The following is a 20,076-nucleotide window of genomic DNA, read 5'->3' as shown; positions in this document are numbered from 1 at the left end:
CGACGCGCCCGTTGACCCGCCCGCCGCGACGCCCGTCGCCCGCTCAGACCCGGGCCATGCCCAGCTCGGCGATGGCGACGTCGAGTTGCCTCGCGTACGCCGGACTGATGCCACCCTCGCCGAGGCGGACCGCGACCTTCTGGCGCAGCCGGGCCACCGGTGGTGCCAGCTCGTCGCGGCCGGCGCTGACCCGGGCGGTCAGGTTGCGGAGTTCGTTGCGCAGGTCGAGGCCGACGTCGTCGCGGATCTCCCCGGCGCTCAGCCCTGCGGAGATCAGCTCGTCGACCCGGTTGGCGGCCTGGACGAGAGTGCCCGGATCCGAGGTGGGCGACGCGAGCCCCGCTGGCGGTGCCGTCGTCGGCGCGGACGGCACGGACGTCGCCGACGTCGCCGGGGTGGGGGTCGGGGTCGTCACCGGGCCTGTCGAGGGCTGCGCCCGCCGCGTGGGCTGCTGCTCCGGCAGCAGGGCCACCCCGATCAGCGCGGCCGCGACCGCCAGGACCACGGGCACGAGCAGCAGCGCCAGCCGCCGTCGCGACCGGTTCGACCCTGCGCCCGCCGTCCCTGCGCCCGCCGTCCCTGCGCCCGCCGTCCCTGCGCCCGCTGTCCCTGCGCCCGCCGTCCCTGCGCCCGCTGTCCCTGCGCCCGTCGTCCCTGCGCCCGCTGTCCCTGCGCCCGGGATCTCTCCGCCCGGGGCCTGTCCGCCCGGGGCCTCCCCGCCTGGCGTCCATCCGGCCGGGGTGCTTCCGTCCGGCGTCCATCCGGCCGGAGGGCTTCCGTCCGGCGTCCATCCGCTCGGGGTGTCTCCGCCCGGCGTCCATCCGGCCGGGGTGTCTCCGCCCGGCGTCCATCCGGCCGGGGTGTCTCCGCCCGGCGTCCATCCGGCCGGGGCGCTTCCGCCCAGGCTCCCTCCGACGGGTGGGACGGCGACTGGCTGCGGTGGCAGGGGCTGGCTGGGCAGCCGGACGGTCGTGGGTGACGGGTCGGCCGGCGCCAACTGGTCGCGCAGCACGTTGGCGACCTGTCGGGCGGTCGGCCGGTCCGCCGGGTCGCGGGCGAGGCTCCGCAGACAGATCTGGGCCACCGCCGGGGGCAGCTCCGGCAGCTCGGCGAGCGTCGGCGGCGGGCCGTTGGCCAGCGCGGCGCTGAGCTGCTCCCAGGTCTCCGCCGGATAGGGGACCCGGCCGGTGAGTGCCTCGTACAGCAGGACGCCGAGCGAGTAGACGTCGGTGGACGGCTGGGCCGGCGCACCGTCGAGTCGTTCCGGTGCGACGTACGCCGGTGTGCCGAAGGTGCCGCCGTCCTCGTCGTCGTCGGGTGTGCCGATCCGCGTGGCGATGCCGAAGTCGAGCACCTTGACCCCGGACCCGGTCATCATCACGTTGGCCGGGGTGATGTCCCGGTGCACGATGCCGAGTCGGTGCGCGGCGGCCAGCGCGTCCGCGACCTGGGCGGCCACCTGGACCGCCTCGGCCCACGGCAACGGCCCCTCGGTGAGTCGCAGCTCCAACTCCTCGCCGCTGAGCAACTCCATCACCACGAACGAGGTGATGGAGCCGTCCGGGGCGACCGTCTCGCCGTAGTCGTGCACCGAGGTCACGTGGGGGTGCACCAACTGGGCGGCGGCTCGGGCCTCCTCGCGCACCATGTCCCGGAAGCGCGCGTCGGCGGCCAACGAGGGGGCGAGCACCTTGAGCGCGACGACCCGGGCCAGCACCTCGTCGCGGGCACGCCAGATCACCGACATGCCGCCGGCGCCGATCTGGTCGAGAAGCCGGTATCTGCGAGCCAGCAATCGGCCCGCATGCAGTGCTGCCTTCACCGATCGCACCTGCCTCAGGGGTGGGAGCGGTATCAGGTTGCGCGAATGCGTCCTGCCTGTCAACGCCGTTGCCGCCTCCGGTCGACGGACGGTGCCTGGCGTGCGCCGACCGTCCAACGACGGCGGCTGGCCGGTCGTCTGCGGGTCCGTGCCAGGATGAGAGACATGGCGGGGGGACCTGTGGCGTTCGTGCTCGGCGGTGGGGGAGTGCTGGGCGCGGTCGAGGTGGGCATGCTGCGCGCGCTGTTCCGCGCCGGCATCCAGCCCGACATGGTGCTCGGCACCTCGATCGGCGCGGTGAACGGCGCGCTCGTCGCCGCCGACCCGTCGGAGGCGGTGACCGACCGGCTGGTCCGGCTCTGGGCCTCGCCGGAGGCGAGCGAGGTGTACGGCGACTCGGTCGCCCGGCAGTTGCGCCGCTTCGCCGCCCGCACCCACCTGCACTCGCCCCGACCGCTGCGCCGCCTGCTGGAGACCGAGTTGGGGGTGGACACCACCTTCGCCGAGCTGCGGGTGCCGTTCCGCTGCTGCGCCGCGCACATCGAGCGGGCCGCCGAGCACTGGTTCGACACCGGTCCTGTGGTGCCGGCGGTGATGGCGTCGGCCTCGGTGCCGGGCCTGCTCCCGCCCATGGAGATCAACGGCGCGCACTACGTGGACGGCGGCATCGTCAACTCCATCCCGATCGGCGAGGCGGTGGCCGTCGGCGCCCGCCGCATCTACGTTCTCCAGGTGGGTCGGATCGAACGGGAGCTGACACCGCCCCGGCGGCCGTGGGAGATCGCGCAGGTCGCGTTCGAGATCTCCCGCCGGCACCGTTTCTTCCGCGAGATGGCCGCGCTGCCCGAGGGGGTGGAGGTGCACGTCCTGCCGACCGGGGGGCTGAACCCACGAGACGACACCCCGTGGGCGTACCGGGACATGGCGGCGGTGGGCCGGCGGATCAGCCGGGCGTACACCGCCTCCCGGCGCTACCTCGCCACGCATCTGGAGCGGTGATGCCGCTGCCTCCCCGGTGGCTCCGTCGGTTGCTGATCGCTCCCGCCGTGGTGGTGCTCGCCTTCGTCGTGGTCACCACGTTGCCGGTCTGGGCGTTCCTCGCCGCGGCCGCGTCGCCGCTGGTCCCGGGCCGGTTGCGCCCGTTGCGGCTGCTCTGGATCGGCTGTGTCTACCTGGTCTGGAACGCCGCCGCGCTGCTCGCGCTCTTCGTGCTCTGGGTCGTCTCCGGCTTCGGCTGGCGGGTCCGGTCCCCGGCCTTCCAGCGTGCGCACTACGTGCTGGCGGGCTGGTTCCTGCGGGTGCTGTTCTGGCAGGCGCGGTGGACCCTGCGGTTGAGCATCGACGTGGTCGGCACCGATCCGGACACGGCGCTGCCCGGCCGGCCCGAGCTGGTGCTCTGCCGGCACGCCGGGCCGGGCGACTCGTTCATCCTGATCCACGGCCTGGTCAACTGGTTCAAGCGGGAGCCACGGATCGTCCTCAAGGACAGCCTCCAGTGGGACCCGGCGATCGACGTGCTGCTCAACCGGCTGCCCAACCGTTTCATCGCGCCGACGCCGGAGCACGGCGAGGAGACGGTACGCCAGGTCGGTCACCTGGCCACGGGCCTGGACGACAACGACGCGTTCGTCATCTTCCCCGAGGGCGGCAACTTCACCCCCAAGCGGCGGCTGCGGGCCATCGCCCGGCTGCGGTCCCTCGGCCTGGAACGGATGGCCCTGCGCGCCGAACGGATGCGCCACGTGCTCGCCCCGCAGCCCGGCGGGATGCTCGCCGCGCTGGACGCCGCCCCGGACGCGGGGGTCATCTTCGTCGCCCACACCGGGCTGGACCGGATGCTCACCGTCGCCGACGTGTGGCGGGAGCTGCCGATGGACAAGCGGATCGTGATGCGGTTCTGGTCGGTGCCGCCGGAGGACGTGCCGACCGGCCGGCAGCAACGCATCGACTGGCTGTTCGACTGGTGGGCCCAGATCGACACGTGGATAGCGTCTAATCGGGACAATGCCGCGTAGGGTGCGGGCGTGGATCAGATCTGCGTGGTGACGACTGTGGTGGACGCGCGTTCGGTCGCCGACGTGCTGGCGGCCGCGGCCGTTGCGGGCCGGCTCGCCGCCTGTGCACAGGTGGGCGGTCAGGTGGACAGCACCTACTGGTGGCGGTCCGGGGTGGAGACCAGCTCCGAGTGGTCGGTGCAGTTCAAGACCGCACCGGATCGGCTGGCCGCGTTGGTGGACCAGATCCGGGTCAGCCATCCGTACGAGGTGCCGGAGATCCTGGTGTCCAAGGTGGACAGTGGCGACCCCGCGTACGCCACCTGGGTATTCGAGCACACCCGACCCTGAGTACGCGGACTCTGGGCCGCGCTCCGGTCGACTGCCGATGATGACCGGGTGGATGACACAGGCTATCCCTGCCCGGCCTGCGGTGCCCCGGCCGATCTGAGTACCGGCTGCACCGGCTGCCGGCGCGCGCCCGACCCGATCGCCGCCGAGGTGTTGCGGCTGGGCCGGGAGGTCGCCCGGTTGGAGCCGGAGGTGGAGCGGGCCCGCCGCGCGTACGTCGAGCTGGCCGGACGCCTGTCGGCCACCTCGCGGCGGCGGGCCGAGCTGGCGGCGGTCGTCCGCGCGGGGTTGGCCGGGTCCGTGGTGACGCGTCCGGCGTCTCCCGTCGGGCCGGTGGTGTCCACCGGGCCGGCCGCCACGGCGGGTGCGGCACCGGGTGCGGCGGAGACCTCCACCCGGACCGTCCAGGGCGTGCTCTTCGTCCTCGGCGGGCTGTTGCTGGGCACGGCCGCGGTGGTGTTCACCGCAGTGGCCTGGGCGGCGGTCGGTGTCGCCGGTCGGGCGTCGATCCTGGCCGCGGTCACGGCGCTTCTGCTGGGCGTACCGCTGCTGGTGGCCCGTCGGGGGTTGCGCGGCACGGCGGAGACGTTCGCCGCGGTCGGGTTGCTGCTTGTGGTGCTTGACGGTTACGCGGCCTGGTCGGTGGACCTGGCCGGGGTGGCCGGCTGGTCCGGCAGCAGGTACGCCGCGCTGGTCGGGGGGGCCAGCGCGGCGGTCGCCGTGGGGTACGGCCGGGGGAGCGGGTTGACCGGGCCCTGGTTCGCCGCGCTGGTGGCCGCGCAGCCGGTTCTGCCGCTGCTCGCCGTCGGTGCCGAGCCGGATGCGGCCGGCTGGGTGCTGGTCCTGCTCGGGGTGGCGCTGCTGGACCTGGCCGTGCTGGTGGCGCTGCGCGGCCGGGTGGGCGTGGCACCGCTCGTCGGCCGGGTGGTGGCGGCGGTCGGTCACGTCGCCGCGCTCGTGGGTGCCGCCAGTTGTGCCCTGGTGCCACTGGTCCTCGGGCGGGCGGCGGGTTCGCCGTTGCTGGCCGGGTTGCCGCTGTTGCTTGTCGCGCTGGTCGCGCTCGGTGCGGCCCGGTTGGTCGGCGGACGGGCGTTGCGGGCGGTGGCCGGCGGGTTGCTGGTGCCGGTCCTCGCCGCCGCCCTGCTCCGCCCGGTGGCCGAGCTGCGGCCGTCCCTGCTGCTGCTCGCGGCGGCCACCGTCGCACTCGTGCTGGCCGGGGCGGTGCGCCTGCTGCCGGGAGTGGTCGGGGCGGAGCCGCCGGTGCGGGAGTCGGCCGGGGCGGAGCTTCCCGCCGAGGTCGCTTCGGTGGCGCGTGGCGCCGGCGGTTGGCGTACCGGCCCGCGTGCCGGCGCGCTGCTGGTCGCGGCCGCAACGGCCCAGGTGGCCGCGCTGATCACCGCCGTGCTCGCGGTCACCGCCGTGGGCCGCTCGCTGCCACCCTGGCGTGGGGCCGGGACGGGACCGGACCTGGACTGGGGCTGGCAGTTGGCACCCGCCGTGGCATTGGCGCTCGGCGCGACGGTGCTGCTGCTGCCCCGGAAGGTGCGAGCGGTGCTCGCCACGACCGGCGCGGTGACGGTGCTGCTCGCCCTGCCCGCCGGCTGGGCGGCCCCCTGGCCGGCGGTGGTGGCCGTCGACCTGGTCGGCGGGGTCGGGCTGCTGTGCGCCGTGCTGGCTCGTCCGGCGACCCGCCCCGCCGCGCTGCTCACCCGCGCGCTCGGTGGTGCCGTCCTGCTCGGGCACGGGCTGCTGGTCGCCCTGGCCGCCCCGATCGGCGCCCTGGTGGCGCTCGGCAGCGTCGTCGGGGTCGGGCTGGCCCTGGCCGTGCGACGGGGTGCCGGGCCGTACCGTCCGGTGGCCGGCGTGGGGCTCCTGGTCGCGCAGCTCGCGCTGCCCGGGGCCGTCGCGGTGGCGCTGTTCGCCGGGGGTGCGCCACCCTGGTGGCAGGCGCGGCTCGCGCTGGCCGCCGCCGGGCTGCCGCTTGTCGCGGTGCTCGCGGCGCGTCGCCACCGGATCGAGCTGACCGGGTACGCGGTGATCGGTGCCGTGGTCGCGGTGACCGTGCCCGGACTCACGCCGCTGATCGTGGCGGGCAACGAACCCCTCCCGCTGTACGCCGCACTGGCGACGCTCGGCGTCGCGCTCGTCGCCCGGTGGGAGCGGCCGGCGGCCGGCGACCGGGAACCGGTCCGGCGGGCCGTGCCGCTGGCGGCGGGGGGCCTGCTGGCGGCGCTCACGATCCTGGCGGCCCTGCCGACGGTGTGGGGCGCGCTCGTGTCGCCGTACGGCGGTCGGGGGCGGGTGTGGTCGGGGGTGCCCACGCTCGTCGCCGACCCGATGGCGCTGTCGCGCGGGTTGGCGTTGGCCGTGCTGGCGCTGGCCGTCGTGGTGGCCGGTCGGGGGGTCCGCGCCCGGGTGCTGCCCGCGCTGCCGTTCGTCGCGGCGGCCCTGCCGGTGCTCCTCGTCGCGATCGGCACGCCGTGGCCGGTGCTGCCGGTGGTTGTCCTGCTCACCGGTCTGGCGGCGCTGCTGATCGCCGCTCTGGCCGTGCGCCCGGCGTTCGCACCGGTCGCCGTGCCGGTGGGTGCGGTGCTGACCGTCTCCGGTGTGGCGGGGCTGCTGGCCACCCGGGCGGGGACGCTCGCCGCGGAGGGAGTGCTGCTGGTGGTGGCGGTTGTCGTCGCCGTCGGGGCGCGGGTGTTCGAGGTGCGGGTGGCGGGTTGCCTGGCCGGGGTGGGTGCGGCGTCCGCGCTGGCGGTGACCGCCCCGCTCGCCGGTGGGCTGCCACTGCGGGCGGCGGCGTATCCGCTGTTGGCGGTGGCCGCCCTGGTGCTGGCCGTCGCCGCCACGACCACCGGGCCGCGGGCGGCCACGGCGGCCCTGCGGCCGGGTGACGTGACGCCTCCGCCGCCGGGTGACGCGGCGGTCCCGCTGCGTGCTGATGCGGCGGTCCCGCTGCCGGCTGCGGCGGTTGCGCCACGGCTCCGGGTCGGGCGGGTGCTGGACGCCGCCGCGCAGGCGGTGGCGCTTGTGGCGGCGGTGCTGGCGGTCGAGGTGGCGCGGCACCTCGCCACCGTCTGCGTGCTCTGGGGAGCTGCCGTCGCGCTGCGGCTGCTGCGCCGGGGTGAGTCGGCCGGCCGGCGGTGGGCGTTCGCCGGCATCGCCGCCGGCAGCGAGCTGCTCGGGGCGTGGGTCCTGCTGGCCGCCGGAGGCGTGACCGTGTTGGAGGCGTACACCCTGCCGGCCTCGGCGCTCGCCCTCGGCGCGGGCCTGCTGGCGCTGCGCACCCGCCCCGGGCTGACCAGCTGGCCGGCCCTCGGCCCGGGGCTGGTCGCGGCGCTGCTGCCGAGCCTCGTGTCGGTGCTGGCCGGATCGGACCCGCAGCCGTGGCGGCGACTGCTGCTCGGCGCGGCGGCCCTGGGCGCGGTGCTGGCCGGCGCGACCCGCCGATGGCAGGCGCCGGTGCTGCTCGGCGGCGGGGTGCTGGCGCTGTTGGCGCTGCACGAGGTGGCCCGAGGCTGGGACCTGCTGCCCCGGTGGATCTACCTCGGAGCGGGCGGGCTGGCGCTTGTCGGGCTCGCCGCGACCTACGAGCGGCGGCGGCGTGACCTCGCTCGACTGCGGGCCACGGTGGCCCGGCTGGGCTGAGTCGTCCACCAGCGGGGTAGTGCCCGCCCTACCCCCGATTCGGGGGTTGCCAGGGTTACTCAGCGCTACTGCGGACCGGAGACTTGACAGAAGGCCCGAACCATACCGGTTCAGGCACAAGTGGATCGGGAGCAGCAATGGCGCTCGGAGCGGTGGCGGAACCGCCGGTACGACGGCGAGGCAGTGATTACGCACAGTTGTCCCGACGGATCAGCCAGGCGGGCCTGCTCGAACGGCGTCCCGGCTGGTACGTCACCCGCATCACGCTCACCCTCGGCGCCTTCGTGGCCGGCTGGGTCGCCGTGTTCCTGCTCGGCGACTCCTGGTGGCAGCTGCCCCTCGCGGCGGTGATGGCGGTGGCCACCACCCAGGTCTCGTTCCTCGGGCACGACGCCGGTCACCGGCAGATGTTCCGTCGGCGTGGCCCCAGCGAGTTGGTGGGGCTGTTCGCCGGCAACGTGGCGGTGGGGATCAGCTACGGCTGGTGGGTCGACAAGCACAACCGGCACCACGCCAACCCGAACCACGAGGACGAGGACCCGGACGTCGGCGCGGGTGCCCTGGTGTGGACGCGCGAGCAGGCGCTGGAGACCCGGGGGTTCGGTCGTTGGCTGGCCAAGCGGCAGGCGTACCTCTTCTTCCCGATGCTCCTGCTGGAGGGTCTGAACCTGCACGTGTCGGGCATCCGGGCGATCGTCGGGCGGGAGCCGAACGGCGGGTACACCGTTCCGATGCGGCACCGCGCGATCGAGGCCGCGCTGCTCGTCGCGCACACCGTCGGCTACGTGGCGTTGCTGTTGGCGGTCATGTCGCCGGTCAAGGCGCTGCTCTTCGCCGTCGTGCACCAGGCGCTGTGGGGCCTCTACATGGGCTGCGCGTTCGCACCGAACCACAAGGGCATGCCGATGCCGACCGCCGAGGACGAGCTGGACTTCCTGCGTAAGCAGGTGTTGACCTCCCGCAACGTGCGCGGCAGCCGACTGGTGGACACCACGCTGGGCGGGCTCAACTATCAGATCGAGCACCACCTCTTCCCGAACATGCCCCGGGCCAACCTGCGCCGGGCCCAGCCGATCGTGCGCGCCTACTGCGTCGAGCAGGGCATCCCGTACGCCGAGACCGGGCTTGTCGAGTCGTACCGGCAGGCGCTCGGTCACCTGCACGAGGTGGGCCGGCCGCTGCGCGGCTGACGAACTCGTCGAAGACTGGGCTCCGCCCTCCGCCGGTGGCGCGTCCGGCTCGTCGGCCGCGCCACCGGTAGGGTCTGCTCATGGCAGACCTGCTCACCGCGGACGCGGTGCGAGAAGAGCTGGGCCGGTTGCCCGACTGGTCAGGCGACCCGACCGGCATCGCTCGGACAGCCCAGCTCGGCAGTTTCCCGGCCGCCATCGCGGTGGTGGACCGGGTGGCGGCGGTGGCCGAGGAGCTTGACCACCATCCCGACATCGACGTCAGATGGCGGACCCTGACCTTCCGCTGTGTCACGCACTCGGCCGGTGGGGTCACCCACCGGGACATCGAGCTGGCCGGGCGGATCGACGACATCGTCCGGAGTGCGGCATGAGATTCGAGATCAGCAAGGTGTTGGACGCCATCGAGGGCCGGGTCTGCACCGATCCGTCGCTGGCCCGGGCGGTGCTCGACCTGGCCGAGGTGATCCGCTACCAGGACATCGACGGTGGTCGACCGGCCAGCCTGCTACGGCTCGGCATGGTCATCGACGCGCTCTCCCGCGAGTTGGAGGAGGACAGCGTCCAGGTCTACGCGGTCGTGCACCGGGCGCTGCTCTCCGACGCGGACCTCACCTCCAACGAGCGGATGGTGGTGCGCCGCTGGGCCGACGACGGGCTGGTGGAGGTGCTCGACAATCCGGGCGACCGGATGTTGGAGGTGGCCGACCTGCTCGGGTTGCCGGTGCTCAGCCGGGTCCGCTTCGACGGGTTGCGTGGGCGGTTCCCGTGGCTGGTCGAGCAGGCCGGTCGGGTGGTCGCCCCGGTGCCGGGCGCGGGCGGGCCGGTGTTCATCGCGCACGTCGGTGGCGGGCACTCGCCGGTCGCCGGCAAGCGCTCGCCGACCGGGGCGAAGCTGCTGGCTCGCCAGTGGCGCTGCCCGGAGTCGGGTTGCGCGCTGTTCGGCGGTGGCGGTGGGGGTGGCGCGTTCGCCGACCTGGCCGGGGGTGCCGACCGCAGCCCGGCCGGGCAGCCGCCGCCCGCGCTGCGCAACGGTGTGCCGACCTGCCCCCGCCACGGCGTACGCCTCGGCGACGGCGGGCCCCGGCCGCGCAGTGAGGTGCTCGCCGTGCGCGTCGGCGGCCTGGTTCGGCGACGGTTCGTGCTCACTGAGGAGCAGCCGATCGTGGCCGGCCGGGCACCGGAGCAGGACGGCGGGATCATGCTCGGCCAGTGGCTCAACGACGAGGCCCGGCGGTGGATCAGTCGTGGTCACGTCCAGTTCGAGCTGCGGGTCGGCGAAGTCATCGTGACCGACATCAGCACCAACGGCTCCGGCATCCGTCCGGCCGGTTCGATGACCGAGCCGGACCGTATCCCCCTGGCCCCGCAGCAGTCCCGGGTGCTCGGTGAGAACGACATGGTGGAGCTGTACCCGGGGGTGCAGATCGGCCGCGCGGAGGAGTTGCCGACCGGCGCCCCGTTCACCCCCACCTCCGTGATGGCCGAGGCCCCGACCATGGCCATGCGCCTGCCCCGCCCCTGACGGGCCCGCGGGCCGCAGCCGGTCAAGATCCGCACAACTACAGGGAAAGTGCTGCCTCGGACGGTGTCGAGGCAGCACTTTCCCTGTAGTTGCGTCTCCAGCGCGGCTCAGCCGGCCAGCACCTCGGCCAGCTTGGACACCGCCAGGTCGATCTCGTCCTCGGTGATCACCAGGGGTGGGGCGAGCCGGATGGTGGAGCCGTGGGTGTCCTTGGCGAGCACGCCCCGCTGGGCCAGCCGTTCGCACGCCTCCCGCCCGCTCATCAGCGCCGGGTCGATGTCCAGACCGGCCCACAACCCGCGGACGCGTACCCCGACGAGGCCCTTGCCGACCAGCCCTTCCAGGCCGGCCCGCAGCCGTTCACCCAGTTCGGCCGAGCGGCGCTGGAACTCGCCGGTGGCCAGCAACCGGACCACCTCGATCGCCACCGCGCAGGCGAGCGGGTTGCCGCCGAAGGTCGAGCCGTGCTGGCCGGGCTTGAGCACGCCGAGCACGTCGGCGTTCGCGGCCACCGCGGAGACCGGGATGATGCCGCCGCCGAGCGCCTTGCCGAGCAGGTACATGTCGGGCACGACGCCCTCGTGGTCACAGGCGAAGGTCTTGCCGGTACGCCCCAGACCGGACTGGATCTCGTCGGCGATGAAGAGGACGTTGCGCTCGGTGCAGACCTGGCGTACACCCGGCAGGTAGCCCTCGGGCGGCACCACCACACCCTGCTCACCCTGGATCGGCTCCAGCAGCACGGCCACCGTGTTCTCGTCGATCGCGGCGGTCAGCGCGTCCAGGTCGCCGTACGGCACGACCGTGAAACCCGGGGTGTACGGCCCGAAGTCGGCGCGGGCGTCCTCGTCGGTGGAGAAGCTCACGATGGTGGTGGTCCGGCCGTGGAAGTTGCCCTCGGCGACCACGATGTTGGCCTGGCCGGCGGGCACGCCCTTGACCTGGTAGCCCCACTTGCGGGCCACCTTGATCCCGGTCTCCACCGCCTCGGCGCCGGTGTTCATCGGCAGCACCAGATCCTTGCCGCACAGCTCGGCCAGCTCCCGGCAGAAGTCGGCGAACTGGTCGTGGATGAACGCGCGGCTGGTCAGCGTGAGCCGGTCCAGTTGCGCGTGCGCGGCGGCGATGAGCTGCGGGTGCCGGTGGCCGAAGTTCAGGGCGGAGTAGCCGGCGAGGCAGTCCAGGTAGCGGCGCCCGTCCACATCGGTGAGCCAGGCACCCTCCGCGGACGAGATCACCACCGGCAGGGGGTGGTAGTTGTGCGCTGTCCAGCGCTCGGCGTCCCGGACCGCTTCCGGCGTCCGCAGGATGTCATCCACGATCACTGGCTTGCCTTTCCCTGACGGAGTCGCAGCGTGCAGCACTTCGGTCCGCCGCCGGCCTTGAGTAGTTCGGACAGGTCGACACCGATGGTCTCGTAGCCCCGGTCGCGCAGCTTGGCGGCCAGGTCGGTGGCCTGCGCGGGCAGCACCACGTGCCGTCCGTCGCTTACCGCGTTCAGCCCCAGCACCTCGGCGTCGGCCATGCTGGCATGCACCGCGTCGGGGAAGAGCCGGCGCAGCACGGCATGGCTGCCGGGGGAGAACGCCTCCGGGAGGTACGCCACGGTCCGCTCGTCGAGCACGGTCAGCGCGGTGTCCAGGTGGTAGAAGCGCGGGTCGACCAGTTGCATGGTGATCACCGGGTAGCCGAAGACCTCCTGCAACTGGGCGTGCGAGGAGTGCGCCGTGCGGAAGCCGGTGCCGGCCAGCAGGTGGTCGCCGGCCAGGAGGACGTCGCCCTCACCCTCGTTGACGTGCTTCGGGTCGTACATCTCGAAGCCGGCGTCCTCGAACCAGGCCCGGTAGGCCGGTGCCTCGTCGGCGCGCTGCGGGTCGCGGAACTGCACGGCCATCGCCTTGCCATCGATGACGGTGCCGCCGTTGGCGGCGAAGACCATGTCGGGCAGACCGGGCACCGGAGTGATCTCCTCGACGGTGTGGCCCAGGTCAAGGTACGTCTGGCGGAGTTGCTCCCACTGCCGGACGGCGAGCGCGGCGTCGACCGGGGAGCTCGGGTCCATCCAGGGGTTGATCGCGTAGTCGACGGCGAAGTACGTCGGCCGGCACATCAACAGGCGCTGGCTGGTGGCGTCCATCGTCATTAGTCCTGCTCCCAGGGTCGGGCGCGCCCGGCCACCGTGGCCCACGGGCTGGCGCCGTTGCTCAACGCTATGCGGCCCCAGCGGCAGGATCCACCACTGAGAGTTGCGCAGACCGAACATTCGTTGCGTCTGGCCGGCCTACGACTGCGAATCGTTGCGTCGAGGGTTTGCGAGAGCCGGGATTCGGGTTCTGGGCCCCCGCCGCAGGGCTGGGTCTGGGTCACCTTTGCTCTGCACCCGCTGCTCCTGGTGGGTAAGCCTGCGGGTGGGTGAGGCTGCGGGTGGGTGAGCCTTCTGGCGGGCGAGCCTCCTGGTGGGTGATCCTCCTGTTGGGTGAGCCTTAGCCATCCTTTGCTCTGCACCCGCGGAAGCGCCAGCTACAGATTGTGAGTGTCGCCTCCGCGGGTGCAGAGCAAAGGTGCACGTAGGGGTGGCCGGTCCGCTGCTTGTGAGTGTCGCCTCGGCGGGTGCAGAGCAAAGGCGATCCAGGGGTGGCCGGTCCGCTGCCGGCAGGCGGGGTCGCTGTCGGGCCAGCGAGCCGTCCCAAGGGGACGAGCCATCCCAGGGGACGGAGCCATCCCAAGGGGACCACCCATCCCAGTGGACGCTGCCGGGCCCCGAAAACACTTCAGGGGCGGCGAACCGCCGCCCCTGAAAGGGTGTCGCACGTCCGGTGAACCACCGGATGAGATCGTGCTGCCGGCGAACCGCCGGCTTGTCGCCGGTGCATCACCGGCGAGCGGAACAGTGCCCGCTAGAAACGGTCGACAAACTGTGAGTCAAGCCACTCGCGGAAGCGTTGCACCCAGTCGCCGTCCGTGGTCGGCCAGTCGAACTGCCCGGTCATCGCGAGCACCCCGATCACCACCGCGGCCAGCCCGATCAGCACACCGAAGAGCGCGTCGGTCTTGCCGGCGACGTGCCGGCGGCGGGTGGCCATCAGGCCGAGCACCGCGAGCACCGCGCCGAAGGCGCCAAGCCCGATGCCGTACCCAGCCAGAGTGCCGGTCAGCACGAACAGCGCACCGGCGACAGAGACGATCAGGCCGAGGGTGGCGAGCAGGCTGGCCCGCGGCTTCGGACCGCGCGTCGCCGGCGGCTCGGGCGTGGTCACGCCCGGGGTCGGGTCGACCGGTCGGTCGGTGGTGACGCGGTCGGTCGTGTCGGGCCGGCCGGCGGTGCTGCCGAGGTCGGCGTCCCGCTCGGCGGTGCGGGCCACGGTCGGGGCGGTGCCGCTACGGGTCTCGGTCGCCACCGGGCGGCCGCTGTGAGTCTCGGTGTCCAGCGGGCGGGCGCTGCGAGTCTCGGTCGCCACCGGGCGAGCGGTGCGGGGCTCGGTGTCCACCACGGCTCCGGTGCGGGTCTCGCCGTCGACCGGGCGGGCCGTTCCGGTCGTGGTCGCCACCGGGCGGGCGGTGCGGGGGTCGCTGTCGACCGGGCGGGCGGTGGCGGCTCGGGCCACCGCGGCCCGCTCGGCGGCACGCCGCTCGGCCTCGCCGATCTGCCCGCTGGGCGCGGTGGCGCTGCGGTACGTCGTCTGGTCGGCGTCCCGGTCGGTGATCACCGGTCGACCGGAGACCTCGTCGGACCGGCCCGTGTCGGTCGTCGCTGTGCTGGCCCGGTCAGCGCCCGGGGTGTCGCGGCCGTCAACGCGGCCGTCGAGGTTCTCGTCCCGCGTCGGTGCCGGCTCGGACCGGCGGGACAGCGAAGGAATCCTGACCACTACACACCTCCTGATAAATGCGTGGTGGCCGTCGGAAGGGATGGCACCCACGCGGTACCGCCCTGAAATACCCACCTGGGCGTTTCCTGACACCAATCCCGGGTACGGGTCGCCACGTCGGGCCGTGACCGAGGCTGGGCGGTGTCCGAGGCTCGCGGTGATCGACTCGATTTGCAGGAAGTCGGCGGGTCCGCCTCACTGGGACAGCCCGGTTTTCTTGATGCCGAGTCGTTCACCGCCGGGCCGGGTCGACTTGCGGGTCGACTTGCGGGGCGTGGGTGGGGGCGGGGGCGCGGCGCGGAGCAGACGCACCCCGGCCTGCTGCACGAAGACCTCTCGCTTGTCGACGGCCAGATCCTTGTCATCCAGGACGTAGCCCGTCAGCCAGACCCACCCGTGGTACGTCGGGCGCGGGTCGGCGTTGACCAGCCGAAGGCGTAACGCCCGGTCGCCGGCGAACTGCACCGAGCACGCCGCGCCGATCAGCAGCAGGTCGCCGGGCTTCCAGCCGGTCATGTCGGCCAGTGGCCGCGGTTGATCGGGATGCGGTGACGGGCTCGGCAGGGCAAGTCCGCACCGCAGCGGCACACGGTGCGCCAGCGCACCCAACTCCACACCGGCCGATGTCGACGGGCGAAGGTCAGCGCGGTGACCAAGAGGTATTCGTTGTACGAGACGCGCATCGCGGTGTCCTTCCGAGGAATAGCGTCACACCGGCCTTGTGCTGACGCTATTCCCGAAGCAGTTTTCGGGGAGGCGCCAACGCGTGACAGCATGTTCCACGCTGGCCACCTTGTGCAATCCACACCGCCGTCCTAACGTCAGATAACATTGACGCACGAGGAATGGAAAAGAAATGCGTGCAGGGCGAAACATTCGGTGTTGCAGGAGGGACGCGGTGATGTTGCATGACGGATGAAACAAGCGGGTCCACGGTCCCTCGACGGCAGCTCGGTCGGCTGCTCACGCAGCTCCGCGAGGACGCCTCGGTGTCGCTGGACGCCGCAGCCGAAGCGCTCGACTGCTCACGGCAGAAGGTGTGGCGCATCGAGAAGGGGCTGGTCCCGGTGCGCGTGGTGGACGCCCGAGTGATGTGTGCTCTCTATCGGGTGCCCGACGACATGGGCGAGATCGTCGCCGGGCTCGCGAAGGAAACTCGTGCCCGTGGCTGGTGGCATTCGTACGGCGACGTCGTACCGTCGTGGTTCTCGCTGTACGTCGGCCTGGAATCGTCCGCGGCTCTGATTCGCCGATATGACTCGGAACTGATCCCCGGGCTTCTGCAAACCCGGGAGTACGCCAGCGAGTTGTTCCGCCGGAAGAATCCGACCATGCGCGAGGAGGATCGGGAAAAGTTGGTGGAAGTCCGGCTGCAACGGCAGAGCATTCTCGTGCGCCGGCTGCCCACCGCGCCCACCCTGCGGGTCGTCCTGAGCGAGGCCGTGCTGCTGCGCACCATCCCCGATCGCCGGGCGATGGCCCAGCAGCTACGACACCTGCTCGACGTGGCCGCACTGCCGACCGTGAGTCTGCGGGTCCTGCCGCTCGTCGCCGGTCCGCCGTTGGCCAGCGAGACCGGCACCTTCGTCCTGCTCGATTTCCCACAGGCGTTCGGGAGAGCGTCGACCGAGCCGACCACCGTCTACGTCGAGAACATCACCGGCGCGCTCTATCTGGACAAGCCGGCCGAGGTGGCCGCCTACGAACATGTCTGGTCGGACCTGGAAGCCCTCGCGTCGAGTGAGGCAGAATCAGAGAAAATGATCACTTCGATCATCGAGGAGCATCATGACTGACCTTGCCGGTGCGACCTGGCGCAAGAGCACCCGCAGCGGTGGGAGCGGCGGCGACTGCGTCGAGGTGGCCGACAACCTGCCCGCTGTCGTGGGCGTACGGGACAGTAAGGACCCGACCGGTCCCGCGCTGGCCTTCGCCCCGGCCACCTGGGCCGCGTTCGTGGACGGCATCAAGGGGCAGCGCCGGGGCTGACCACGCCGTCCCGGGCACCCTCCCGCCGTGATCGACTCGCCTTCCTGAAAACCGGGGTGTCCCGCTCACCAGAACACCCCGATTTCCTGAAAGCCGAGTCGATCAAGCGCGGCGGTGCCCGACCGGCGGCGCCCCCAGGGCGATCAGCCCGGCGTCGCGCAGCCCGGGGTCGCCCGAGTCGGTCGGCGTGGCGGTGCCCGGCCCGGCGTCGCCCGGCCCGGCGGTGCCCCGAGTCGGTCGGCGTGGCGGTGTGGCTGGCTATCCTTGGGACCCGTGCCAGAGGGACATACGATCCACCGCCTGGCGGCCCGGCACGCCGAGCTGTTCGCCGGGGACAAGGTGCACGCCGCCAGCCCGCAGGGGCGCTTCGCCGACGGTGCCGCCCGCCTCTCCGGGACGGTGCTGAAGGGCACCGAGGCGTACGGCAAGCACCTGCTGCACCACTATGCCGGCGAGCTGATTCTGCACGTACACCTGGGGCTTTATGGGAAGTTCACCGACGGGTCGGGGGAGCCGCCGGAGCCGGTCGGCCAGGTGCGGCTGCGACTGGCCAGCGATCGGCACTGGCTGGACCTGCGCGGGCCGACCGCCTGTGAGCTGATCACTCCCCCCGAGGTGGCCGCGCTGCGGGCCCGCCTCGGGCCGGATCCGTTGCGCGCCGATGCCGACCCGGAGCGGGCGTACCGCCGGATCTCGCGCAGCCCGACGCCCCTCGCGGCGCTGCTGCTGGACCAGTCGGTGGTGGCCGGCACCGGCCTGATCTTCGTGACCGAGGCGCTGTTCCGGGCCGGCCTGTCGCCCACGGTGCCCGGCCGCCGGCTCACGCGGGAAGGCTGGGACGCGCTCTGGGCCGACCTGGTCGCCCTGATGCGGCTCGCGGTCGAGCACGGCCGGATCGACACCGTGCGCGACGCACACCTGCCGGAGGCGATGGGCCGGGCCGCGCGGGTGGACCGGCACGGTGGCGAGGTGTACGTCTACCGCCGTCCCGGCGCACCCTGCCACGTCTGCGGCACCGAGGTCAGCCGTGGTGAGTTGGCCAGGCGCAACCTCTACTGGTGCCGCACCTGCCAGCTCGGCTGAGCCGCCCGCGTCGCCACCGCCGCCACCACCAGCGCCGCCACCAGCGCCACCACCGCCGCCACCAGCGCCACCGCCACCGCCACCGCCCGCCCTGCCCCCATGATCGTGCTGGAACAAGGATGTAGTGGCCTCGCGGAGCGAGCAGACCACTACATCCTGGATCGAGCGTGATCAAGGAGGGTGCACGGATCGATCGATCAGTCGAGCAGCCAGCGGACCACCTCGATCTGGTGCGGAAAGACGCTGTCGTTGGCGACGCTCCAGGCCAGCGTGTGCCCGATCGTCCAACCCCGTACCCGCTCCCGGTCCAGCCCGAGGTCGGTGCTGAGCCGGTGCAGCCGATGCCGGACAGCGGCCGGCGAGTGGCCCAACTCCGGACCGCGCACCATCGACACGACCGAGAACTCGCGTTCGCCGGTCAGCGGCTTCGGGTCGATCGCCAGCCACGGCTCCCGGTCGGCGGCGAGCACGTTGCCGGCGTGCAGGTCCTGGTTGACCAGCACCTGCTCGCCCTGGCTCGACACCAGGGCGGTGAGCAGGGCGAGCGCCGCGTCCAACAGCCGCCGCTCGTACGGCCGGCCGGCCTGCTCCCACGCCCTCGGCATCCGGTCGATCCAGCCGGCGGCCTCCTCGGCGAGCGGGGTGAACGGCGTGCCGGCGGGTCGCCAGAGCCGGGGCAGGAGCCCGGTCGCCACGTCCAGGGCCCGGTCCATCGGCAGCTCGTGCAGCGGACTGCCGGGCCGGCAGCGCTCCACCAGCAGGGCGCGGCGTGCCGGATCGTGCGCGAGGAGCCGGATCGCGCCGTCGCCAGCCCAGTGGGTCAGCGCGTCGGCCTCGTGCCGGCTGTCGTCGTCCGGGTACTGGAGTTTCAGCACCGCCGCCGTGCCGTCCGGCAGGTCCGCCGGGAGCGCCAGCGAGGCGTACGCCTGCGGGAAGGGCGGGCCGAGTCGCAGCGACCACTGTTCGGCGCACTCCGCCAACCAGCTCGGGAGGGCAGCGAGCCAGGCCCGGCCGGTCGGTGCCGCGCCCACCCAGCCAAGCCCCTCGGGTAGCTCCATCCGGCCATCCTGGGGCAGGGCGTTCATCCGCCGGGCCGGACCGGGCCGGCGTCCGGCGCGGGCCGCGATCGGGCAGGGCTCGACAGGGTACGCGGCCCGCACCTGCCGGCCGATCCGCGCCCAGGGTCAGCACAGGCAGGGATCATGGTGTTCACACGCCGGTCCACAGTGGCTAGCGTAGGCCCGTGCACATTGGCGTGAACGTACCGAACTTCGGCCCGGGCACCGACCCCGACGTGCTGCGACGGTGGGCACAGACGATCGAGGGCCTCGGGTTCGACCTGCTGATGGTCTCCGACCACATCGCGGTGACCCCGGACGTGGCCCAGCAATATCCGGCACCGTTCTACGAGCCGTTCACCACGCTGTCCTGGCTGGCCGGGGTGACCCATTGGGTCCGGCTGGGCACCACAGTGCTCATCGTCCCGTACCGGCATCCGCTGCTCACCGCCCGGATGGCGGCGAACCTCAACCGGCTCAGCGGCGGCCGGCTCGTCCTCGGTGTCGGCGTCGGCTGGGCCCGGCAGGAGTTCGAGGCGCTCGGTGTGCCGTTCCAGCGGCGCGGCGCGCTTACCGACGACTACCTGCGCGCGATGCGCGACGCCTGGCAGGACACCGACGACTACGACACGGGTGCGATCCCGATCTGGGTCGGCGGCAACAGCGATGCCGGCATGCGCCGCGCCGTTCGACTCGGAGACGCGTGGCACCCGCTGCGCCTCACGCTCGGCGACCTCACCGACGCGGCCGGACGACTCACCGCCATCGCCGACGACCTGGGCCTCCCCGTGCCCGCGCTGATGCCGCGCATCGCACTCCAGGAGACCAGCGACCCGGTCACCGGCCCCGACCGGCTCGCTGGTGTGGGCACCATCGAGCAGATCACCGCAGACCTCGACCAGATCCGGCTGCTCGGCGCGGAGACGGTGGTGCTCGACCCGTTCAACGGCGACCTCACCGAGATCCACCAACCCGAGCGCGCCTGGCAGACCCTCGCGGCCGTGGCCGCGTACGCCAAGACCATGGAGGACCGATGACCCCCGAGGACGAGACCTTTCTCCGCCGTGCCGTTGCCATTGCCAGCGAGGCCGGAGCCTCCGGCGAACGGCCGTTCGGCTCGTTGCTCGTCGGGGCGGACGGCACCGTCCTGATCGAGGACCACAACACGGTGGTCTCCGACGCGGACATCACCGCACATCCGGAACTCAAGCTGGCCCGCTGGGCCGCTCGGGAACTCTCTCCCGAGGTGGCCGCCGGCACCACCATGTTCACCAGTTGCCAGCCCTGCCCGATGTGCGCGACAGCGATCGACCGCTCCGGGCTCGGACGGGTGGTGTACGCCCTGTCCAGCGAGCAGTTCGAGGAGGTCAAGCCGGCCACCCCGCCGCTGCCTCCGGTCCGCTACGAGGGGCCGGCGCTGTTCGACGAGGCGCGTGCGCCGATCGACGACTACTACTGAGCGCAGCGGTAGGGGAGGTCGCCGACCTGCTGGACCACGTCCGGACGGCTGCTGCGGCGGTGGTGCGGTGTGACGCAGACGGAATTGACAG

General features: G+C 72.9%; 19 protein-coding genes. 12 read left to right on the top strand and 7 right to left on the bottom strand.

Annotation, left to right across the window (positions count from 1 at the left end; all coding sequences use genetic code 11):
• Positions 1–43: 43 nt before the first annotated feature.
• Positions 44–1,822 carry a protein kinase gene (locus ACGFIW_RS12050; RefSeq protein ID WP_393313449.1) on the bottom strand — a complete coding sequence of 593 codons (1,779 nt, stop codon included), beginning with the start codon at positions 1,820–1,822 and terminating at the stop codon, positions 44–46.
• Between the two features lie 165 nt (positions 1,823–1,987).
• Between ACGFIW_RS12050 and ACGFIW_RS12045 the strand changes: the two genes are divergently transcribed.
• The 7 genes from ACGFIW_RS12045 to ACGFIW_RS12015 all read left to right on the top strand — a co-directional run bounded on the left by ACGFIW_RS12045 (position 1,988) and on the right by ACGFIW_RS12015 (position 10,530).
• A complete protein-coding gene (locus ACGFIW_RS12045) occupies positions 1,988–2,821 on the top strand; it encodes a patatin-like phospholipase family protein (protein WP_393313446.1) in 834 nt (277 codons plus the stop codon).
• Complete coding sequence (locus ACGFIW_RS12040; protein WP_393313443.1) at positions 2,821–3,837, top strand: 1-acyl-sn-glycerol-3-phosphate acyltransferase; 1,017 nt, start codon at positions 2,821–2,823, stop codon at positions 3,835–3,837. Before ACGFIW_RS12045 ends, ACGFIW_RS12040 begins: the two co-directional genes overlap by 1 nt.
• Positions 3,838–3,846: 9 nt before the next feature.
• Positions 3,847–4,167 carry a divalent-cation tolerance protein CutA gene (gene cutA, locus ACGFIW_RS12035; protein WP_393313440.1) on the top strand — a complete coding sequence of 107 codons (321 nt, stop codon included), beginning with the start codon at positions 3,847–3,849 and terminating at the stop codon, positions 4,165–4,167.
• Between the two features lie 48 nt (positions 4,168–4,215).
• Positions 4,216–7,815 carry an SCO7613 C-terminal domain-containing membrane protein gene (locus ACGFIW_RS12030; RefSeq protein ID WP_393313437.1) on the top strand — a complete coding sequence of 1,200 codons (3,600 nt, stop codon included), beginning with the start codon at positions 4,216–4,218 and terminating at the stop codon, positions 7,813–7,815.
• A 137-nt stretch (positions 7,816–7,952) separates the two neighbouring features.
• Positions 7,953–9,005 (top strand): fatty acid desaturase family protein, encoded by a 1,053-nt coding sequence (locus tag ACGFIW_RS12025; protein WP_393313434.1) that lies wholly within the window; start codon positions 7,953–7,955, stop codon positions 9,003–9,005.
• 80 nt (positions 9,006–9,085) lie between these two features.
• Positions 9,086–9,379, top strand: a complete 294-nt coding sequence (locus tag ACGFIW_RS12020) for a 4a-hydroxytetrahydrobiopterin dehydratase (RefSeq protein WP_393313431.1) — start codon at positions 9,086–9,088, stop codon at positions 9,377–9,379.
• Entirely contained in the window at positions 9,376–10,530 is a 1,155-nt protein-coding gene (locus ACGFIW_RS12015) for an FHA domain-containing protein (protein ID WP_393313428.1), read from the top strand. Before ACGFIW_RS12020 ends, ACGFIW_RS12015 begins: the two co-directional genes overlap by 4 nt.
• Before the next feature lie 107 nt (positions 10,531–10,637).
• Here the strand turns inward: ACGFIW_RS12015 and rocD are convergent, their stop codons facing one another.
• The 4 genes from rocD to ACGFIW_RS11995 all read right to left on the bottom strand — a co-directional run bounded on the left by rocD (position 10,638) and on the right by ACGFIW_RS11995 (position 14,912).
• Positions 10,638–11,852 carry an ornithine--oxo-acid transaminase gene (gene rocD / locus ACGFIW_RS12010; protein ID WP_393314047.1) on the bottom strand — a complete coding sequence of 405 codons (1,215 nt, stop codon included), beginning with the start codon at positions 11,850–11,852 and terminating at the stop codon, positions 10,638–10,640.
• On the bottom strand, positions 11,852–12,667 hold the full coding sequence (gene ddaH, locus ACGFIW_RS12005) for a dimethylargininase (protein ID WP_393314044.1): 816 nt from the start codon (positions 12,665–12,667) through the stop codon (positions 11,852–11,854). Before ddaH ends, rocD begins: the two co-directional genes overlap by 1 nt.
• Positions 12,668–13,427: 760 nt before the next feature.
• Positions 13,428–14,396 carry a thrombospondin gene (locus tag ACGFIW_RS12000; protein WP_393313425.1) on the bottom strand — a complete coding sequence of 323 codons (969 nt, stop codon included), beginning with the start codon at positions 14,394–14,396 and terminating at the stop codon, positions 13,428–13,430.
• Between the two features lie 195 nt (positions 14,397–14,591).
• A complete protein-coding gene (locus tag ACGFIW_RS11995) occupies positions 14,592–14,912 on the bottom strand; it encodes a hypothetical protein (RefSeq protein ID WP_393313422.1) in 321 nt (106 codons plus the stop codon).
• A 392-nt stretch (positions 14,913–15,304) separates the two neighbouring features.
• Between ACGFIW_RS11995 and ACGFIW_RS11990 the strand changes: the two genes are divergently transcribed.
• The 3 genes from ACGFIW_RS11990 to ACGFIW_RS11980 all read left to right on the top strand — a co-directional run bounded on the left by ACGFIW_RS11990 (position 15,305) and on the right by ACGFIW_RS11980 (position 17,468).
• On the top strand, positions 15,305–16,192 hold the full coding sequence (locus ACGFIW_RS11990; protein WP_393313419.1) for a helix-turn-helix domain-containing protein: 888 nt from the start codon (positions 15,305–15,307) through the stop codon (positions 16,190–16,192).
• Positions 16,185–16,385 (top strand): DUF397 domain-containing protein, encoded by a 201-nt coding sequence (locus ACGFIW_RS11985; RefSeq protein ID WP_393313417.1) that lies wholly within the window; start codon positions 16,185–16,187, stop codon positions 16,383–16,385. The genes ACGFIW_RS11990 and ACGFIW_RS11985 overlap by 8 nt, the downstream gene beginning before the upstream one ends.
• Positions 16,386–16,658: 273 nt before the next feature.
• The gene (locus ACGFIW_RS11980; protein WP_393313414.1) at positions 16,659–17,468 is read left to right on the top strand and encodes an Fpg/Nei family DNA glycosylase; all 810 of its coding nucleotides are present in this window, start codon (positions 16,659–16,661) and stop codon (positions 17,466–17,468) included.
• Here the strand turns inward: ACGFIW_RS11980 and ACGFIW_RS11975 are convergent.
• Both ACGFIW_RS11975 and ACGFIW_RS11970 read right to left on the bottom strand, forming a co-directional pair.
• Positions 17,438–17,569 carry a hypothetical protein gene (locus ACGFIW_RS11975; RefSeq protein WP_393313411.1) on the bottom strand — a complete coding sequence of 44 codons (132 nt, stop codon included), beginning with the start codon at positions 17,567–17,569 and terminating at the stop codon, positions 17,438–17,440. The two genes, ACGFIW_RS11980 and ACGFIW_RS11975, sit on opposite strands and share 31 nt — an antisense overlap.
• Positions 17,570–17,665: 96 nt before the next feature.
• On the bottom strand, positions 17,666–18,526 hold the full coding sequence (locus ACGFIW_RS11970) for an aminoglycoside phosphotransferase family protein (RefSeq protein ID WP_393313409.1): 861 nt from the start codon (positions 18,524–18,526) through the stop codon (positions 17,666–17,668).
• A 185-nt stretch (positions 18,527–18,711) separates the two neighbouring features.
• Between ACGFIW_RS11970 and ACGFIW_RS11965 the strand changes: the two genes are divergently transcribed.
• Together ACGFIW_RS11965 and ACGFIW_RS11960 are read left to right on the top strand one after the other, a co-directional pair.
• Complete coding sequence (locus ACGFIW_RS11965; RefSeq protein WP_393313406.1) at positions 18,712–19,563, top strand: TIGR03619 family F420-dependent LLM class oxidoreductase; 852 nt, start codon at positions 18,712–18,714, stop codon at positions 19,561–19,563.
• On the top strand, positions 19,560–19,985 hold the full coding sequence (locus tag ACGFIW_RS11960; RefSeq protein WP_393313404.1) for a nucleoside deaminase: 426 nt from the start codon (positions 19,560–19,562) through the stop codon (positions 19,983–19,985). Before ACGFIW_RS11965 ends, ACGFIW_RS11960 begins: the two co-directional genes overlap by 4 nt.
• The last annotated feature ends 91 nt before the right edge of the window (positions 19,986–20,076 follow it).

Origin of the sequence: Micromonospora sp. NPDC048935, assembly GCF_043197875.1 — a bacterium.
Classification (GTDB): Bacteria; Actinomycetota; Actinomycetes; order Mycobacteriales; family Micromonosporaceae; genus Micromonospora.
Note: the sequence above shows the minus strand (reverse complement) of the source record. Positions and strands in the feature narration are given on the sequence as shown.

Excerpts from the sequence above, each read along its gene's own strand:
- ACGFIW_RS12045 (WP_393313446.1), top strand. The coding sequence starts at position 1,988 with ATGGCGGGGGGACCTGTGGCGTTCGTGCTCGGCGGTGGGGGAGTGCTG.
- ACGFIW_RS12040 (WP_393313443.1), top strand. The coding sequence starts at position 2,821 with ATGCCGCTGCCTCCCCGGTGGCTCCGTCGGTTGCTGATCGCTCCCGCC.
- ACGFIW_RS12025 (WP_393313434.1), top strand. The coding sequence starts at position 7,953 with ATGGCGCTCGGAGCGGTGGCGGAACCGCCGGTACGACGGCGAGGCAGT.
- ACGFIW_RS12020 (WP_393313431.1), top strand. The coding sequence starts at position 9,086 with ATGGCAGACCTGCTCACCGCGGACGCGGTGCGAGAAGAGCTGGGCCGG.
- ACGFIW_RS12015 (WP_393313428.1), top strand. The coding sequence starts at position 9,376 with ATGAGATTCGAGATCAGCAAGGTGTTGGACGCCATCGAGGGCCGGGTC.
- ddaH (WP_393314044.1), bottom strand. The coding sequence starts at position 12,667 with ATGGACGCCACCAGCCAGCGCCTGTTGATGTGCCGGCCGACGTACTTC.
- ACGFIW_RS11995 (WP_393313422.1), bottom strand. The coding sequence starts at position 14,912 with ATGACCGGCTGGAAGCCCGGCGACCTGCTGCTGATCGGCGCGGCGTGC.
- ACGFIW_RS11990 (WP_393313419.1), top strand. The coding sequence starts at position 15,305 with ATGACGGATGAAACAAGCGGGTCCACGGTCCCTCGACGGCAGCTCGGT.
- ACGFIW_RS11985 (WP_393313417.1), top strand. The coding sequence starts at position 16,185 with ATGACTGACCTTGCCGGTGCGACCTGGCGCAAGAGCACCCGCAGCGGT.
- ACGFIW_RS11975 (WP_393313411.1), bottom strand. The coding sequence starts at position 17,569 with ATGGGGGCAGGGCGGGCGGTGGCGGTGGCGGTGGCGCTGGTGGCGGCG.
- ACGFIW_RS11970 (WP_393313409.1), bottom strand. The coding sequence starts at position 18,526 with ATGGAGCTACCCGAGGGGCTTGGCTGGGTGGGCGCGGCACCGACCGGC.
- ACGFIW_RS11960 (WP_393313404.1), top strand. The coding sequence starts at position 19,560 with ATGACCCCCGAGGACGAGACCTTTCTCCGCCGTGCCGTTGCCATTGCC.